The following is a 15,559-nucleotide window of genomic DNA, read 5'->3' as shown; positions in this document are numbered from 1 at the left end:
GCAGACCTGCCGCCCCTCAGGCGTTGCCGTTGGACTGGCTGATCTCCCGTTCGTGGATGCCCAGCAGGTATAAAAGCCCGTCCAGGCCCATGGTGGAGATGGCGTTGGCGGCCTTTTCCCGGACCACGGGTTTGGCATTGTAAGCCACGCCCAGGCCGGCGATGGAGATCATGGGCAGGTCGTTGGCCCCGTCACCCACGGCAATGGTCTGCTGGATGGATAATTTCTCCCTTTGGGCGATTTCCCTGAGCAGACTGGCCTTTCTCTCACCGTCCACGATATCTCCCTTTACCTCTCCTGTGACCACACCATCTTTGATTTCCAGATCATTGGCATAGACATAGTCAAACCCCAGGAGATCCTTGAGGTATTCCCCCACAAAGGTGAATCCGCCGGACAGGATGCCCAGTTTATATCCCAGGTTTTTGAGGGTCCGGGTGACCAGCCCGGCGCCTTCGGAAAGTGGCAGCCGCTGGGCAAGTCCGCGGATATCCTCTTCCTTCAGTCCCTTCAGCAGGGCCACCCGCCTGCGGAAACTTTCCTTGAAATCCATCTCCCCCCGCATGGCCGCCTCGGTGATCCGGTCCACTTCATCGCCCACGCCTGCCAGTTTGGCCAGTTCCACAATCACTTCGGCCTGGATCAGGGTGGAATCCATGTCAAACACCACCAGTTTCCGGTTTTTCCGGTAGATATTGTCCACATGGAAAGAGATATCAATCCCCAGGGTCTGGGAGATCTTCATGAACTCCCCGCGCATGTCCGTGATATCCGTGGGGGTGCCGGAGACTGAAAACTGGATGCTGGCCCTGGAATCAGGGGAGGGTTTCTTAACGGATCGCCGCCCGGACAGGCGGGTGATATAATCGATATTCAGCCCGTTGTCGGCAATCACCGAGGCCACAGCGGAAATCTGACGGGACGTGATATTCCGCCCCAGTATAGTGATAATCCGCCGTTCTTTGCCCTGGGCATGGACCCAGTTTTCGTAATTCTCCTGTTCCACCGGCGTGATGTTCACGGAGAGTCCCATATTATACCCTTCAAAAAGCATGTCCTTGAAGATCAGCGAAAAATCTGAAGCGCAGGGGATTTCAGCCAGAATGCCCAATGAAATATGCTCATGTATCACGGATTGGCCGATATCCAGGATGGTTACATTGTACTGGGCCAGGATACCTGTGAATTTGGCGTCCAGCCCGGTTCTGTCCCTGCCGCTTATATTAATGAGAACGATATCACCCATTGTTTTTCCTTGCGCTTGATTTGTAACTTCGGTTTAAATTGCTTTTTCAGTTCCCTTCACCACCACATCTCCCAGGTTCCAGCCGCCCCAGGCCGCCACCACCGGGCATTTGGCCTTGAGCAGAAAGAATATCCGGGCATCCCGGCAGTCCAGGGTTTCAAAATTGCCCTGGCCCTTTGAAATGATCAGGTCCGCCGCCCGGTATGCGTCCTTGAATTCAGCGGAACAATCCGGCAGAAAGGTGCCGGGAACGGCGGTGCCGGAGTCAATGACCTTTACCATATCTGTCAGCCCCGCGGCCCTGGCATCGGCCATGGTGGCGTCATTTTGAACGGGGCCGCCCCTTACCCCGTACACCACTTTGCTGCAGTCCATTTCTTCAAGGAGCAGCTTGTCAAATACGATTTCTCCGGCATTGTCCCCGATCCATAGGATCTTTCCGGCCCGGTCCACGGCCTGCCTTAAACGGGCCGCATCCAGGGCATTCCGCGCCAGGCAGGGGTAACAATCGGGGTGAAGGTTCATGCTTTCATCTCCTTGGCCAGCCGGATCAACTCTCCATGTACATTCAGATGGGGATTTTCCAGCACCATCTCAAAAAGCCGGGCTTTGGCAGTGCCGATATCCGGCCCCTGTTCCAGGCCCAGAATCTCCTGAATCTCCCGCCCCGAAATCTCAAGGTCATTGATATTGAATGCCGTCTGCTTCTCCACGGCGTCCCGGATCTTGTGAAGGCGGATACGGATATCCGGAAAGGTGTAGGGGGATTTGGCCAGATTTCCCTTTTTATCCGCGATTCTCATACGCAGAAAATCCCGGTGGGATATCTGCAGGTCATCGAGCATGGCCATTAGCCGCCGCACCGCCCTGGGGGTGGAATCGGCATTGAGGGGACGCATATGGGCCTGTATCAACGAGAGCATATATGCTCGTTCTTTGTTGGAAAAACGAAGGCGCATCAAATCCCTTTCCACAGCCTCCCGGCACTTTTCATGGCCGGCAAAGGTCAATTTACCGTCCTTGATCCGGGCGGCATCAAATTTTCCTGTATCATGGAGATACCCGGCCAGACGAAGCAGGGGCTGCCGGGACGGCAGGGCATCCCCCACCAGCAGACAGTGCTCAAATACGCTCTCTCCGTGAAAGGGGCCCCCGTCCAGGCCGTGGCACCGGTCCAGGCTGGGGAAGATATGGGCCAGAAGGCCGGTCTCATGGAGAAGGCTGAAAAACTGAGAGGGGGCAGCCAGGGCCATGGCCTTGACCACTTCCATGCGGAGGCGCTCCCCTGCGGTGCGGTCGGCTATCCATTGGCGCCGTGCCCGGATGGCTGCACGGGATGCCGGTTCTATTTCAGCACCGAACCGGGCGGCAAACCGGCAGGCCCGGACCATGCGCAGGGGATCTGCCGCTATCCGCTCTTCCGAATCTCCCGTAAACCGTATGATGCGATTTTCAAGGTCATTGCGGCCGTTGAAGGGATCCAGAAGCATCCGGCGGGCAGGGTCCCATGCCATGGAATTGATGGTCAGGTCCCGGGCGGAAAGGTCTGAAACGGGAAAATCCGACCCGGTCCGGCAGGAGGCCACTTCCACCCCATTGACCAGGTTCACGGCAAAGCTTACCCCCACCAGCCGGGTTTTCTGATCCCGGAATAATTGTCCCACCCTTTCATTCGGGGCATCGGTGACCAGATCCACATCCCCGGGCACAAGGCCCATCAGTCCGTCCCTCACGGCACCGCCCACCAGCAGCACCCTGTGTCCGGCGGTGGCCAGCCGGTCCAGGATCAGGCGGATATCCTTCCGATCCGCCACGGCATCCAGCACTGTGACAAGGTCGTCCATTGGTTTCAGCGGCCCCCGTCCCAGCGCGGCAAAAGATCGTGGCCGGCGCCAAGGTGATCCATGATCCGGGCCACCACCGTATCGGCCAGGTCTTCAAGGCTTTGGGGAAAGGTATAAAAGGAGGGGGACGGCGGCAGGATCACGGCCCCGGCCCGGGCCGCCCGGGTCATATTTTCAAGGTGGATCAGGCTGAAGGGGGTTTCCCTGGGTACCAGAACCAGGGGACGCCTCTCCTTGAGGGCCACGTCGCAGGACCGGGTCAGCAGGTTGCCGGCATAGCCTGAAGCCACGGCCGCCAGGGTTTTCATGGAACAGGGCGCCACGGCCATGCCGTGGTGGATAAAGGAACCCGAAGCCGGCGCCGAGGCAATCTCATCCTGGGTAAAGACGTCAACCCGTTCCAGTGCAGGGTCTGCCACCCCTTGCCGGGCCAAAAAATCAATAACTGGCTCATCCTTTTCCATGGCCAGTTCATATTCCAGGACCTGTCTTCCCCCGTGGGAGAGCACCAAAAGCACCCGGGCAGCGGTCTCGGCCAGGGCCTTGACCAGGCGGATGCCGTAAATTCCCCCCGAGGCACCGCTGATGCCTACCACATAGGTTTTTCCTGCGTTGACGCCCATGCCTACCTCAATGCCGTTTCGGTGAGGACCCCGATGAACAGCAGCAGGGACACAATGGAATTCATGTGGAAAAATGCCATGTTGACCCGGGTCAGGTCCTCCGGATTGACCAGGCGGTGCTCAATGACCAGGGCGACCCCGATGGCGGCCAGAAATCCCAGGAACACCGGATGCATGGAAAAGGCAAAAAACATGGCCGTAAAAAACCCCATGGTCATCAGATGAAAGAGCCTGGAGACCTTCATGGCATTTTCAGCCCCCAGCACAGTGGGCAGGGAAAACAGCCCCTGCTCCCGATCGAAATCAATGTCCTGGCAGGCGTACAGAATGTCGAAGCCTGCCATCCATGTCCAGAGGGCTGCGGCCATGAACACCGCCCCCGGTGCCAGGGTATCGGTGACCGCCACCCAGGCCCCCATGGGTGCAAGACCGATGGCAAACCCCAGATAAAGATGGCAATAAGGGGTAAACCGTTTGGTATAGGAATAAAAGCAAAGGGCAAAGAGTACGGGAAAGGAGAGAAAAAAGCAAAGCGGGGAGAGCATTGCCGCCGAAAGGACAAAGCCCAGGCCGGAGAGGCAGACAAAGAAAATGGACTCTCTCATGGAGAGCACCCCGGAGGGAATCTCCCGTATGGCTGTTCTGGGATTTTTTCCGTCAATGGCCGCGTCCACGATGCGGTTGAACCCCATGGCCGCAGACCGGGCCGTGACCATGGCCGCCAGGATCCAGCCCAGATCCCAGGCTGAAGGGGCATGGGTCTGCCAGGCCAGCACCACGGCGGACAGGGCAAAAGGAAGGGCAAAGACCGTATGGGTAAATTTAATCATTTTCCCGTAATCCCGGGTTTTCTCAGTAAATTGTTTTATTCCCAGACTCATTAATTGGTTCATTAAATCGCTCATTCATAAATTCCGTAAATCCGGGTGCCGCATTCAGGGCAGCCCCCGTTCCGGGTTAAAAAGTTTTCAGCACCATAGCCGCGCCGGCGCACCCCAAGGGCCCCGCAGGCGGGACAGTAGGTATTTTCCCGGGCGCCCCGGATATTGCCGGTATACACATAGTGGAGTCCGGCTTTTTCACCGGCCTCGCAGGCCAGATCCAGGGTGGCCTCGGGGGTGGGACCCCGGTCCTGCATCCTATAGGCCGGATGGAACCGGGATAGGTGCCAGGGGGTTTCCGCTCCCAGGTCCCCTGCAATAAATTCAGCGGCCCGGGCCAGTTCCGCCGGGTCGTCGTTGAGGCCGGGGATGACCAGGGTGGTGACCTCCACCATCATCCCCTTTGCCTTCATCAGCTTCAGGGTCTCTTTTACCGGTTCCAGCCGGGCATTGCAGTATCTTTTATAAAAGTCTTCGTTAAAGGCCTTAAGGTCCACGTTGGCCGCATCCAGCACCGGTGCCGCCATTTCAACGAGTTCAGGGCTCATGAACCCGTTGGTCACAAAAATATTATACAGCCCCTTGGACCTGGCCAGCCGGGCCGTATCCAGGGCCAGTTCGAAAAATACAGAGGGCTCGGTATAGGTATAGGAAATGCTGGCGCAGCCCCGGGCAACGGCCTGGTCCACAATTTCCTCCGGGCTGAAGGGCTTTCCGGCCAGGGCAGGGCCGCCCCCGTCCGTTCCCAGGTCGCTGGGGTGGGCAATATCTGCATTCTGGCAGAACCTGCACTTGAGGTTGCACCCCATGGTGGCGATGGAAAAAGACGTCGATCCCGGCTTTAAATGAAAAATGGGTTTTTTCTCAATGGGATCCACCGAAGCGGCCACCACACGGTCGTAAACCAGGGAGACCAGTTTACCGCCCTGATTTTCCCTGACCCGGCAGATGCCCTGCCGCCCCGGTTTTATTTTGCAGTAATGGTTGCAGATCCGGCATCGGACCGCGTCATTTTCCAGACGGTCGTAGAGATACGCCTCTTTTGCCTTTTCCATCATTGCCTCCTCAGTCCGGTCACAAGTCCTGTGGCCGGTTTATATATTTTCCGGGTGCGGATTCTCAAGGCCAGGGGGCGGGTTCTGAACTTGGGCACCGGTTTGATGCGCATGGCGATGAAGGTGCCGAAATATGATTTCTGCAGTATGCGCCGGTTCTCCATCCAGGCGGCCCAGGATCCGGAAACAAAGGGGAATTGCAGGGTGGTGCCCCATTTCACCGGCACCCGGCCCAGAATGGATCTCAGCATCATTTTCAATTCCCATATGCTGAAAAAATGGGCCTTGGAATAGAGGCCGGGGGAGATGAATCCTTTTGCCCGGCGGGCCATGTTCAGGGGAGCGTAGCGGTTGAGAACGCCGATCACCACCTGATCCTTTGCCACCCGGCAGGCCTCCTCAATGGCCTTGGCCGGGCGTTCTGTAAACTCCAGGCTGGTAAAAAAAAACGCCGTGTCAAAGGCGTTATCGTCAAAGGGCAGATCTTCGGCCGGTCCCCGGTGCAGGTCTACCCGGCTGCCCAGGCGGGCGGCGGCCTGGTCCAGCATATATGGAGAGGGGTCGATGCCGGTGAGGCTCATGCCCTCGTCCAGAAAGGGAGCCAGGCTCATGCCGGAACCGCATCCGATATCCAGCAGCCGCTGCCCCCTTCTGGGATTCATCAATTTACGGGTCAGTCCGATCTCAAGCTCAAACCCATGCCTGGGCTTAGGCCTGTCAAACCAGGCATCATACCTGCCGGCATCTTTGAAATCGAACACATGGCCCATGATTAGGCAATGACCTCCTGAACCCTGGCCATCAACTCGTCCACCGCTGTAACCGCCGGGGAGTCGTCGGGCAGTTCCATGAGAGAGCGCTGTTCCATATCAAATTCAAGGAGGTTGCCGTCATCGGGTATGGTGGCGATAATGGGCACCCCGATCCGTTCCACTTCATCCAAAAAGGCCTGGCTTAAAGTTTCCGGGGCGCGGTTCACAATCAGTCCCTTTGCTTTGACTTCCAGTTTCAGGTCGCCGAGCATCTCATTGATCCGTCCCACAGCCCGCAGGCCCCTCAGGGCGTAATCGGTGACCATGAGCAGGATATCCACCTTGCCGGAGGTCCTGCGGCTCAGGTGCTCCATGCCGGCCTCGTTGTCTACCAACAGGTATTTATAATTGCTTTCCAGCTCTTCGGCGAACCGGTTTAAAATATTGTTAACCATGCAGTAGCAGCCCTGGCCTTCCTGGCGGCCCATGACCAGCAGATCGAAGTTCTTTTCTTCGATGAGCACCTGGTTCATGAGCATCTCAAGGTAAAGCACCTTGTCCATGCCCGATGGCACCCCCTGGGGATCCCGCATGAAATTTTCCCGGACATCTCCCACGGTATTTTCGATTTTCAGCCCCAGGGTCTCGCCCAGGTTGGAGTTGGGATCGGCATCAATGGCAAGAAGAGGATCAGAATTCTGTTTTGCAAAATATCGGGTGACCAGCGCGGAAACAGTGGTTTTTCCAACTCCGCCCTTGCCGGCCATGGCAATTACGTTACTCATAGTCGCTCCAGTGGTTGCGGTGAGGCCCGACGGGGAATTCACCCGGCAGGGCCGACCTGGTTAACGTCAATTTACGTCAAATCAACGTCCATAAGATAACGCAATCCATGAAAAAAGCAATTGAACTATTCAAAAACTGAAGGACAAAAATCAATGGATAAACCGGGGTGAAATTATTCGGGGGCGTGCTTCTTTTTATACCAGCGGGCATCCTTGTACAGCCCCTTGGCACACTCCGGGCAGATGCCGTGGGAAAATATCACTTTTGAGTGGGTCTCAATATAGGCATCCACATCTTCCCAAAACCCGCCGTCGTCACGGATTTTTTTGCAATGGGCGCAAATGGGCAGAAGGCCGCGCAGGGTTTTCAATTCTATATGGGTCCGGATCCTGGCCATGAGTTCGGCGGAGTTAAAGGGTTTGGTCACATAATCCACCCCTCCGGCATCAAATCCTTTAACCACATCTTCCGTATCTGTTTTGGCGGTGAGAAAGATAACCGGGATATGGCTGGTGCCCAGATCCTTTTTCAGCCGCTTGCAGACCTCATACCCGTCCATGTCGGGCATCATAATGTCCAAAAGGATGAGATCCGGCACCTCTTTCTTCACAAAGTCAAGTGCCTGTCTGCCGCTTTCGGCCATGACCAGTTCATACCCCTGGTCCGAGAGCAGCTTTCCCAAAAATTGAAGATTCTGGGGTTTATCATCAACGGCAAGCACCAGACTTCTTTTATCCATCACCATACTCCGAAAAATCGAAACCTATGAATTAAATTGGAAAATAAAATTCTTTTCAAGATAGGCGGATTTTTCCTCCCATGCAACCCTTTTCCGAATTTTGCCGTCCCAATGAAGCAGTACGTCCCCATTCCGGCGGATAGAAATATCAAATTTCTGATCAGATCGCCATTCCAGGGACCTTGCCGGCAAAACCCCACACCGCAAAATGTCATTTAATTTCAGACAGATAGTCTGCAAGCCTGCCACAAAAAAATAATTCCGCGCCGGACAAATCAAAAAAAAGCCTTGACTAAATAACAATCTTTACTATAGCAATGGTTAAACCATTATAGCCGGAACCGAATTATTCCGGCAGCTTAAATGACCTGTAGTGAAACAAAGCGGAAAAGGAGATTGGCCGGAGGTTATGAATCACCCCCGCAGTGAGTTCGGCGGGACTATATAGCAAAAAATAAAGAAGAAGGGAATAGGAGAATTATGGGAATTTTGTTGTACGTACAATTTGGTCTTTATCTGCTGTTAATGTTGGGTATTGGTTTTTACTCAATGAAGCGGACAAGCAACAATGAAGATTTTCTAATCGGCGGACGGACCCTGGGTCCCGCCACAACAGCCATCAGTGCCGGCGCTTCAGACATGTCCAGCTGGCTGCTTCTGGGACTTCCCGGCGCGGTATTTGCCGGCGGGCTCGGCGAGGGGCTCTGGATTTCACTGGGCCTGACCATCGGCGCCTATGTCAACTGGCTGGTGGTTGCCGGCCGGCTGAGAGCCATGACCGAAAAACTGGATGTGGTGACCCTGCCCAAATTCATCGCCAAACGCTTTGACGATGAATCCGGCCTTCTGAAAATCGTTTCCACTGTGGTTATTCTTCTTTTCTTCACCCTTTATGTGGCCTCCGGCCTCAAGGGCGGCACCCTGCTCTTTGCCCACAGTTTCGGCGCAACTGAACAGACCGCACTTCTGGTCACCACCTTTGTGGTTGTATCCTACACCTTTTTGGGCGGCTACATGGCTGTCTGCTGGACCGACCTGATCCAGGGCCTGCTCATGCTCTGCGCCCTGGTTTTCTGCGCCCTCCTGGGCTATATCGCCATTTCCGGCTCCGGCGCTTCCATCGTGTCCGTTAAACCTGAAGCCTTTAAGTTCACCACCTCCTGGATCACCGGCGCCTCCCTCATGGCCTGGGGATTCGGCTATTTCGGCCAGCCCCACATCCTGGCCCGGTTCATCGGGATCGAAAGTGTAAAGGCCGTTCCCAGCGCCCGCCGCATCGGCATCACCTGGATGATCATCTGCCTGATCCTGGCCACCGCCATCGGCCTCATCGGCATCGGCTACAACGAAATCGTCCCCATGGCCGGCGTCACCGGTCCCGACGGGAACAAAGAAAGAATTTTCCTGGCCATGACCACGGCCCTGTTCCATCCCGTTTTCGCCGGTTTCGTACTGGCAGCGGTTATGGCAGCAGTGATGTCCACGGCCGACTCCCAGCTCCTGGTTCTGACCTCTGCACTGACCGAGGATCTGCCCTTCTTTGAAAACTATGACGACGGTGCCAAAGCCTGGATCAGCCGTATCGGCGTTGTGGCCTTTGCCGTACTCGCCTTTTTCATCGCCTCCAAGGATTCCGGCTCCATCCTCCACATGGTGGGTTACGCCTGGGGCGGCTTCGGCGCAGCCTTCGGCCCCCTGGTCATCCTGGCCGTCTGCTGGAGAGGGGTCACCAAGTACGGTGCGCTGGCCGGCATGATCGTCGGTGCCGTTACCATCTTTGTTGTGAAAAATTACATCAAAATCGAAGGGGAATACTTTTACGAACTGATGCCCGGTTTCATCCTGGCCTTCATCGCCATCGTGGTTGTTTCCATGATGACTGAGAAACCCAGCCAGGAAACCCTTGCAAAATTCGATCAGTCCCAGGAAGAGGTTAAAACCGTTTAACCCCTGAGCGATCCCTATTATAAAAAAAGGCCCGGCGCTGGAAGCAGCGCCGGGCCTTTTTTTTATTCACTACAGCCGGAGGCTGGTTGGAGGCTAATTGCAGCCGCAGCCGCCCTCGCAGCCTGAACCGCAGTCCTGGGCATCGGTGCCGCAGCCGCAGCCGCAGTCCTGAGCCGGGGGCTCCAGTCCGGTGTCTGCGATGGTGATATCAAAGACCAGGGTCTTGCCGGCCAGGAAATGGTTGATATCCATTTTTACATTATCGTCGGAAATTTCCGCCACCCGGGCCGGCACCGGCCGCCCCTGGGGATCCTGAAGCTGGAGTTCCAGTCCCTCGGACAGGGGAATCTCGTCGGGGAACTGTGCTCTGGGGATTTCCACAAAGGCATCCTCGTTTCTCTGGCCGTATCCCTCTTCCGGCGGGATAGTAACGGTTTTGGAATCCCCTTTTTTCATGCCGACAACGGCGGAATCAAAGCCTTTAATCAGCATCCCTGCCCCCACGGTAAATGTCAGGGGAGATTTGCCTTCGGATGTATCGAAGACCTCTCCGTTTTCAAGTTTACCCGTGTAATCCACGGCAATGGTGTCCCCTGATTTGATTGCTTCAGTCATAATCTATCCTTTTTGGCCCCGCTTCATCCTCGTGGAGACCCGTAACCGGAAAGGCATTTCCGGCGATTAAAAAAAATATCCTTGACGGATATAAACGCAAACTGAGCGATAAGGTAAGGGCGAATCCCGGATTTGTCCAATTTATTCTGGGCTTTTCTTTTATAAACCTGCTATGAATGGTCCATATCAACCCCCAATAAAAGGAATGGACATGGAACTATTAAAAATCATTATAGCAATCATTCTTCCCCCCCTTGGCGTCTTCATGCAGGTGGGAATCGGCAAGCATTTCTGGCTGAACATCCTGCTCACCCTTCTGGGATATATTCCAGGCATTGTACATGCCATCTGGGTCATCGCAAAGAATAAATAAATTCAAAAAGCGAATACTATATATTTCTGCCCGAAACGCAGTGTTTGGACGATTGCCCACCTGCCGCGTTGCTGCACAAGCCTGAAATCCTCAAGTACTACAGTACGCTCCGGTTTCAGTCTTGCTTGCGCCTTGCATCTGGACAAGTTTTCGTCCAAACACAGTTTTTCAGTAAGACAGGAAATATTTATTTAACTGTCCCCAAAAAACAGAAAGAACTGAAAATCAAGAAACACCGATTCTCAGTTCTTTCTATTTTCCCGTAGCCGGGCGCTGAGTTAGTTCAGCTTTTTAACCCATGAACGGATAGGGGTAATCCGTGGGGGGCACAAAGGTCTCCTTGATGGTTCTGGGAGAGGTCCAGCGGATGAGATTCAGCAGGCTGCCGGCCTTATCGTTGGTGCCGCTCTTTCTGGCGCCGCCAAAGGGCTGCTGGCCCACCACGGCGCCCGTGGGTTTATCATTGATGTAGAAGTTGCCGGCCGTGTGGGTGAGACGGGCCATGAGATCGTTGATCACGCCCCGGTCCCGGGCAAAAATGGCACCGGTCAGGGCATAGGTGCTGGTGTTGTCCAGAATGTCAAGGGTGGCATCCAGGTCTTTGTCTTCATAGACGTATACCGTGAGTACCGGTCCGAAAATCTCCTCGGCCATGGATTCATAGCCGGGCACCTTGGCCTGGATAATGGTGGGCTCAACATAATAGCCCTTGGACTTGTCCCGTTCTCCGCCCATGATGACCTCGGCCTCGTCCGAGCCTTCCGCCCTTGCGATAAACCCGTCAATGGAGTCAAAGGCCTTCTCGTCGATAACGGCATTGACAAAATTTTTAAAATCCGTGACCGGCCCCATTTTAATGCCGGCCAGTTTTTCCCTGAGCTTGCCTTCCGCTTCAGCCCAGAGGGAAGACGGCATATACAGGCGGGAACAGGCGGAACATTTCTGTCCCTGGTATTCAAAGGCGCCCCGGACAGAGGCCGTCACCAGTTCATCCACATCTGCCGTGGGGTGGGCAAAAATATAGTCCTTGCCTCCGGTCTCCCCCACGATCCTGGGATAGGATTTATAATTATCGATATTTTCACCGGATTTCTGCCACAGGGTCTGAAAAACCCCGGTGGAGCCGGTGAAATGGATGCCGGCAAAATCCCTGTGGGAAAGCAGGATATTGCCGATCTGGGAGCCCCGGCCCGGGATGAAGTTAATGACCCCGTCGGGCATTCCGGCTTCCTTGAAGATTTCCATGATGTAATATCCGGAAAGCACGGCCGTGGTGGCGGGTTTCCAGACGACGGTGTTGCCCATCATGGCCGGGGCGGAGCTGAGGTTGCCGGCGATGGCGGTGAAATTAAAGGGGCTCAGGGCAAAGATGAAGCCTTCCAGGGGCCGGTATTCAAGCCGGTTCCACACGCCCTTTTCAGAGGCGGGCTGGTTGGAATAGATCTCTTCCATATATTTCACGTTGAACCGGAGGAAATCCACCAGCTCGCAGGTGGAATCGATTTCCGCCTGAAAGGCATTTTTGGACTGGCCCAGCATGGTGGCGGCATTGAGTTTGGCGGTGTATTTCAGGGAAATCAGATCGGCGGCTTTCAGAAAAATGGCGGCACGCTCCTGCCAGTCCATGGCTTCCCAGGCCGGTTTGGCGGCCATGGCCGCATCCACGGCGGCACGGATATGCTCGTCATCGGCCATATGGACCTTGCCCAGCACATGGCCGTGGTCATGGGGGCAGACAATGTTCTGTACGTTCCCGGTGTAAACGGCCTCGCCGTTAATCACCACAGGCACCTCCACCGCCATTCCCATCTGCCGCTCAAGTTCTGCTTCCAATCTTGCACGTTCGGGCGTCCCCGGGGCATAGGATTTAACCGGTTCGTTATAGGGCTGGGGTAATGTAAATACGCTGTTGCTCATCTCTTCCTCTTTCTTTCATTAATGCGTTTGTTTGGTTAATGACAGTGCTGCAAGGTCATTTAATCAATGTTGAATTCTATCCCCTGGGCCAGGGGCAGATCCCTGCCCCAGTTGATGGTATTGGTCTGCCGTCTCATGTAGATCTTCCAGGCGTCGGAACCGGACTCCCGGCCGCCGCCGGTCTCCTTTTCGCCGCCGAAGGCCCCGCCGATCTCGGCGCCGGAGGTGCCGATGTTCACATTGGCAATGCCGCAGTCCGAGCCCCGGTGGGAAAGAAACCCTTCCTGGTACTGGACGGAACTTGTGAATACGGCAGAAGAAAGCCCCTGGGGCACGCCGTTGTGGATCGCAATGGCATCATCAAAATCATCATATTCAATGATGTAAAGAATGGGGGCAAAGGTCTCTTCCTGGACCATGGGAACCTCGTTTTTGGCCTCAACCACCGCCGGAATCACATAATGGCCGTTTTCACAGCCCGCCACACGGGTTCGGCCGCCGCCGTAAAGGATTTTGCCGCCCTGGGCCGTGACCGCTTCAAGGGCCTGATCCATGGCCAGCACCGCCCCCTCATCAATCAGCGGTCCCATGAGGGTGCCGGGCTCAAGGGGATTGCCGATGGTCACCTGCTTATAGGCGTTGACCAGATTCTTGACAAACGCCTCTTTCACCTCGGCATGGATGATGATCCGGCGGGTGGAAGTGCAGCGCTGGCCGGCCGTGCCAACGGCCCCGAAAAGGGTGGCCCGGATGGCCATGTCCATGTCTGCATCTTCGGTGACGATGATGGCGTTGTTCCCGCCGAGCTCCAGCAGGGAGCGGCCCAGCCGCCCGCCCACCACTTCGCCCACATGCTTGCCCATATTGGTGGAACCGGTGGCGGATATCAGAGGGATCCGTTTATCATGGAGCAGGGGTTCACCCACCTCGTCCCGGGGGCCGATGACCATGTTAAAAATGCCGTCAATGCCGTATCTGTCCACCACCGGGGCAATGATATTCTGGATGGCAATGGCGGTAAGCGGTGTTTTTGAACTGGGTTTGAACAGACAGGCATCCCCGCATACACCGGCCAGAAGGGCATTCCAGGACCATACCGCCACAGGGAAATTAAAGGCTGTGATGATCCCCACGATGCCCAGGGGGTGCCACTGCTCATACATCCTGTGCATGGGCCGCTCGGAATGCATGGTCAGGCCGTAAAGCTGGCGGCTCAGGCCCACGGCAAAATCGGCAATATCGATCATCTCCTGGACCTCGCCCTCTCCTTCTGCCCGGATCTTTCCCGCTTCAAGGGAGACCAGGGCGCCCAGGGCCGCTTTTTTCTCCCGCAAGGCGTTGCCGATGTCCCTGACAATCTCCCCGCGTTTGGGCGCCGGCATCATGCGATAGGTTTTAAAGGCTTTTTCAGCCCTGGCCATGACCGTCTCGTAGGCCTTGCGGTCCGCCTGGCGCACTTTGGCAATGGGGCTGCCGTCTATGGGAGAATAGCTGGTCAGTTCAGGGCCGCTGGTTTCAATCCAGCCTGTGCTGCTCCCGGATGTGGCACCGAAATTTACCGCTTTGAGCCCCAAGGTTTCAAGAATCTCGTTTATTTCCGCACGATCCAATCCTTTTACGTCGGCCATGGCTGTACCTCCCTGAATATATTAATGATGATTAGGCTATCCTTGTAATATATCCATGGAGTTGGTAAAGTAAAATTCATAATATTTATAATAACTATGAATAAGGATCATACAAACACCATGGACCTCTACCACTTAAAAACCTTTTTCACCCTGGCAAAGGTCAAAAACTTCACCCGGGCCGCCGAGCAGCTCTTTGTCACCCAGTCGGCGGTCAGCCATGCCATAAAAAAGCTGGAAGCCTCAGTGGACACCCCGCTGATCAAGCGCCGGGGCAAGGTCCTGGACCTCACCACGGCCGGACACACCCTGTTTCGGTCCTGTGAAAAGGTCTTCTACGAAATTGAGAAGGCCGACCAGGACATGGCAAGGTTCAGCAGGCGTGCCAAGGTCACCATCCGCCTCGGTGCCACCGTGGAATTCGGCACCTCCATCCTCATCAACCACATCCGGTCTTTTCTGGACGCCAACCCGGACATTCACCTGGATTTTTATTTTTCCCACCACCTGGATACCCCCCTGGTCCGGGACGAGGTGGACCTGATCATCGACTGCTTTCCCCATGACCATCCCAACCTGGAAAAAATTTATCTTTTCCAGGAGCAGTACGTGACCATTGCCTCACCGGAGTTCCTGGCACGCCATGCCGTCCGCACCCTGGATGACCTGGAACGGGTCAACATTCTCTCCAGCGACAAACAGCTGGCCTGGTGGCGTAATTTCATCACCGCCATCCCCGAAGAAAAACAGTCCTGCCTGAAAAATGTGGTTCAAATCAACCATATCCGGGGGATCATCAACGGCGCCGTATCCGGCCTGGGCATCGGCTTTGTCCCCAAGTACACGGTAATCCGGGAATTGGTGGACAAAACCCTGGTGGATCCCTTCCCGGGCATAAAGCCCGGGGCCGACCACTTCAACATCTTCATCAAAAAGGAAAAACTGGAATTCGCAAAGAACAAAGCCCTGGTCGATTACCTCACACAGTTGAAACCCGAAGAATTCGGCGTGGGGTAATCGTACCGGCGGGACAGGCCGTTCAAAACGGCTGCTGATTATCTTCAGGAAGGGCCAGACAGATTTTTATCTTTTTATTGACAGCCCTAGGGTCTCTATTCTATTCATAAATAAGGCGTTTTGACGGAACCATCCC

15 protein-coding genes are annotated in these 15,559 nt (G+C 55.3%); 3 read left to right on the top strand and 12 right to left on the bottom strand.

Going from position 1 to position 15,559, the window contains the following annotated elements:
* Window positions 1-16: 16 nt before the first annotated feature.
* The 9 genes from serB to HUN04_18500 form a co-directional block, all read right to left on the bottom strand.
* Window positions 17-1,246: a phosphoserine phosphatase SerB gene (gene serB, locus HUN04_18540; GenBank protein ID WDP91590.1), complete on the bottom strand. Its 1,230-nt coding sequence runs from the start codon at window positions 1,244-1,246 to the stop codon at window positions 17-19.
* Between the two features lie 33 nt (window positions 1,247-1,279).
* Entirely contained in the window at window positions 1,280-1,771 is a 492-nt protein-coding gene (locus tag HUN04_18535; GenBank protein ID WDP91589.1) for a DUF89 family protein, read from the bottom strand.
* Window positions 1,768-3,090, bottom strand: a complete 1,323-nt coding sequence (locus tag HUN04_18530; protein WDP91588.1) for a CCA tRNA nucleotidyltransferase — start codon at window positions 3,088-3,090, stop codon at window positions 1,768-1,770. The genes HUN04_18535 and HUN04_18530 overlap by 4 nt, the downstream gene beginning before the upstream one ends.
* Window positions 3,091-3,095: 5 nt before the next feature.
* Window positions 3,096-3,713: a UbiX family flavin prenyltransferase gene (locus HUN04_18525; protein ID WDP91587.1), complete on the bottom strand. Its 618-nt coding sequence runs from the start codon at window positions 3,711-3,713 to the stop codon at window positions 3,096-3,098.
* Between the two features lie 2 nt (window positions 3,714-3,715).
* Window positions 3,716-4,594, bottom strand: coding sequence for a UbiA family prenyltransferase (locus HUN04_18520; GenBank protein ID WDP93339.1), 879 nt, complete (start codon window positions 4,592-4,594; stop codon window positions 3,716-3,718).
* Between the two features lie 20 nt (window positions 4,595-4,614).
* A complete protein-coding gene (gene amrS, locus HUN04_18515; protein ID WDP93338.1) occupies window positions 4,615-5,649 on the bottom strand; it encodes an AmmeMemoRadiSam system radical SAM enzyme in 1,035 nt (344 codons plus the stop codon).
* Window positions 5,649-6,419 carry a class I SAM-dependent methyltransferase gene (locus tag HUN04_18510; protein ID WDP91586.1) on the bottom strand — a complete coding sequence of 257 codons (771 nt, stop codon included), beginning with the start codon at window positions 6,417-6,419 and terminating at the stop codon, window positions 5,649-5,651. The genes amrS and HUN04_18510 overlap by 1 nt, the downstream gene beginning before the upstream one ends.
* A gap of 2 nt (window positions 6,420-6,421) precedes the next feature.
* Entirely contained in the window at window positions 6,422-7,186 is a 765-nt protein-coding gene (locus HUN04_18505; GenBank protein ID WDP91585.1) for an AAA family ATPase, read from the bottom strand.
* A gap of 173 nt (window positions 7,187-7,359) precedes the next feature.
* Window positions 7,360-7,926, bottom strand: a complete 567-nt coding sequence (locus HUN04_18500) for a response regulator (protein WDP91584.1) — start codon at window positions 7,924-7,926, stop codon at window positions 7,360-7,362.
* Window positions 7,927-8,415: 489 nt separating this feature from the next.
* On the opposite strand from HUN04_18500, the gene putP reads away from it, so the two are divergent.
* On the top strand, window positions 8,416-9,873 hold the full coding sequence (putP, locus tag HUN04_18495) for a sodium/proline symporter PutP (GenBank protein WDP93337.1): 1,458 nt from the start codon (window positions 8,416-8,418) through the stop codon (window positions 9,871-9,873).
* A 93-nt stretch (window positions 9,874-9,966) separates the two neighbouring features.
* Here putP and HUN04_18490 read toward each other — a convergent pair whose 3' ends face one another.
* A complete protein-coding gene (locus HUN04_18490) occupies window positions 9,967-10,488 on the bottom strand; it encodes a peptidylprolyl isomerase (protein WDP91583.1) in 522 nt (173 codons plus the stop codon).
* Window positions 10,489-10,699: 211 nt separating this feature from the next.
* Between HUN04_18490 and HUN04_18485 the strand changes: the two genes are divergently transcribed.
* Window positions 10,700-10,861: a YqaE/Pmp3 family membrane protein gene (locus tag HUN04_18485; protein ID WDP91582.1), complete on the top strand. Its 162-nt coding sequence runs from the start codon at window positions 10,700-10,702 to the stop codon at window positions 10,859-10,861.
* A 291-nt stretch (window positions 10,862-11,152) separates the two neighbouring features.
* Here the strand turns inward: HUN04_18485 and pruA are convergent, their stop codons facing one another.
* Entirely contained in the window at window positions 11,153-12,778 is a 1,626-nt protein-coding gene (pruA, locus tag HUN04_18480) for an L-glutamate gamma-semialdehyde dehydrogenase (protein ID WDP91581.1), read from the bottom strand.
* A gap of 59 nt (window positions 12,779-12,837) precedes the next feature.
* A complete protein-coding gene (locus tag HUN04_18475) occupies window positions 12,838-14,406 on the bottom strand; it encodes an aldehyde dehydrogenase family protein (GenBank protein WDP91580.1) in 1,569 nt (522 codons plus the stop codon).
* 120 nt (window positions 14,407-14,526) lie between these two features.
* Between HUN04_18475 and HUN04_18470 the strand changes: the two genes are divergently transcribed.
* Window positions 14,527-15,423 (top strand): LysR family transcriptional regulator, encoded by an 897-nt coding sequence (locus tag HUN04_18470; protein ID WDP91579.1) that lies wholly within the window; start codon window positions 14,527-14,529, stop codon window positions 15,421-15,423.
* Window positions 15,424-15,559 lie beyond the last annotated feature (136 nt).

The organism is Desulfobacter sp. (assembly GCA_028768525.1).
In the GTDB taxonomy this organism is placed as follows: domain Bacteria; phylum Desulfobacterota; class Desulfobacteria; order Desulfobacterales; family Desulfobacteraceae; genus Desulfobacter.
Note: the sequence above shows the minus strand (reverse complement) of the source record. Positions and strands in the feature narration are given on the sequence as shown.

Bases quoted from the DNA above. Each gene is read 5' to 3' on its own strand.
- serB (WDP91590.1), bottom strand. From the start codon at position 1,246: ATGGGTGATATCGTTCTCATTAATATAAGCGGCAGGGACAGAACCGGG.
- HUN04_18535 (WDP91589.1), bottom strand. From the start codon at position 1,771: ATGAACCTTCACCCCGATTGTTACCCCTGCCTGGCGCGGAATGCCCTG.
- HUN04_18530 (WDP91588.1), bottom strand. From the start codon at position 3,090: ATGGACGACCTTGTCACAGTGCTGGATGCCGTGGCGGATCGGAAGGAT.
- HUN04_18525 (WDP91587.1), bottom strand. From the start codon at position 3,713: ATGGGCGTCAACGCAGGAAAAACCTATGTGGTAGGCATCAGCGGTGCC.
- HUN04_18520 (WDP93339.1), bottom strand. From the start codon at position 4,594: ATGAGTCTGGGAATAAAACAATTTACTGAGAAAACCCGGGATTACGGG.
- amrS (WDP93338.1), bottom strand. From the start codon at position 5,649: ATGGAAAAGGCAAAAGAGGCGTATCTCTACGACCGTCTGGAAAATGAC.
- HUN04_18510 (WDP91586.1), bottom strand. From the start codon at position 6,419: ATGGGCCATGTGTTCGATTTCAAAGATGCCGGCAGGTATGATGCCTGG.
- HUN04_18505 (WDP91585.1), bottom strand. From the start codon at position 7,186: ATGAGTAACGTAATTGCCATGGCCGGCAAGGGCGGAGTTGGAAAAACC.
- HUN04_18500 (WDP91584.1), bottom strand. From the start codon at position 7,926: ATGGATAAAAGAAGTCTGGTGCTTGCCGTTGATGATAAACCCCAGAAT.
- HUN04_18490 (WDP91583.1), bottom strand. From the start codon at position 10,488: ATGACTGAAGCAATCAAATCAGGGGACACCATTGCCGTGGATTACACG.
- HUN04_18485 (WDP91582.1), top strand. From the start codon at position 10,700: ATGGAACTATTAAAAATCATTATAGCAATCATTCTTCCCCCCCTTGGC.
- pruA (WDP91581.1), bottom strand. From the start codon at position 12,778: ATGAGCAACAGCGTATTTACATTACCCCAGCCCTATAACGAACCGGTT.
- HUN04_18475 (WDP91580.1), bottom strand. From the start codon at position 14,406: ATGGCCGACGTAAAAGGATTGGATCGTGCGGAAATAAACGAGATTCTT.
- HUN04_18470 (WDP91579.1), top strand. From the start codon at position 14,527: ATGGACCTCTACCACTTAAAAACCTTTTTCACCCTGGCAAAGGTCAAA.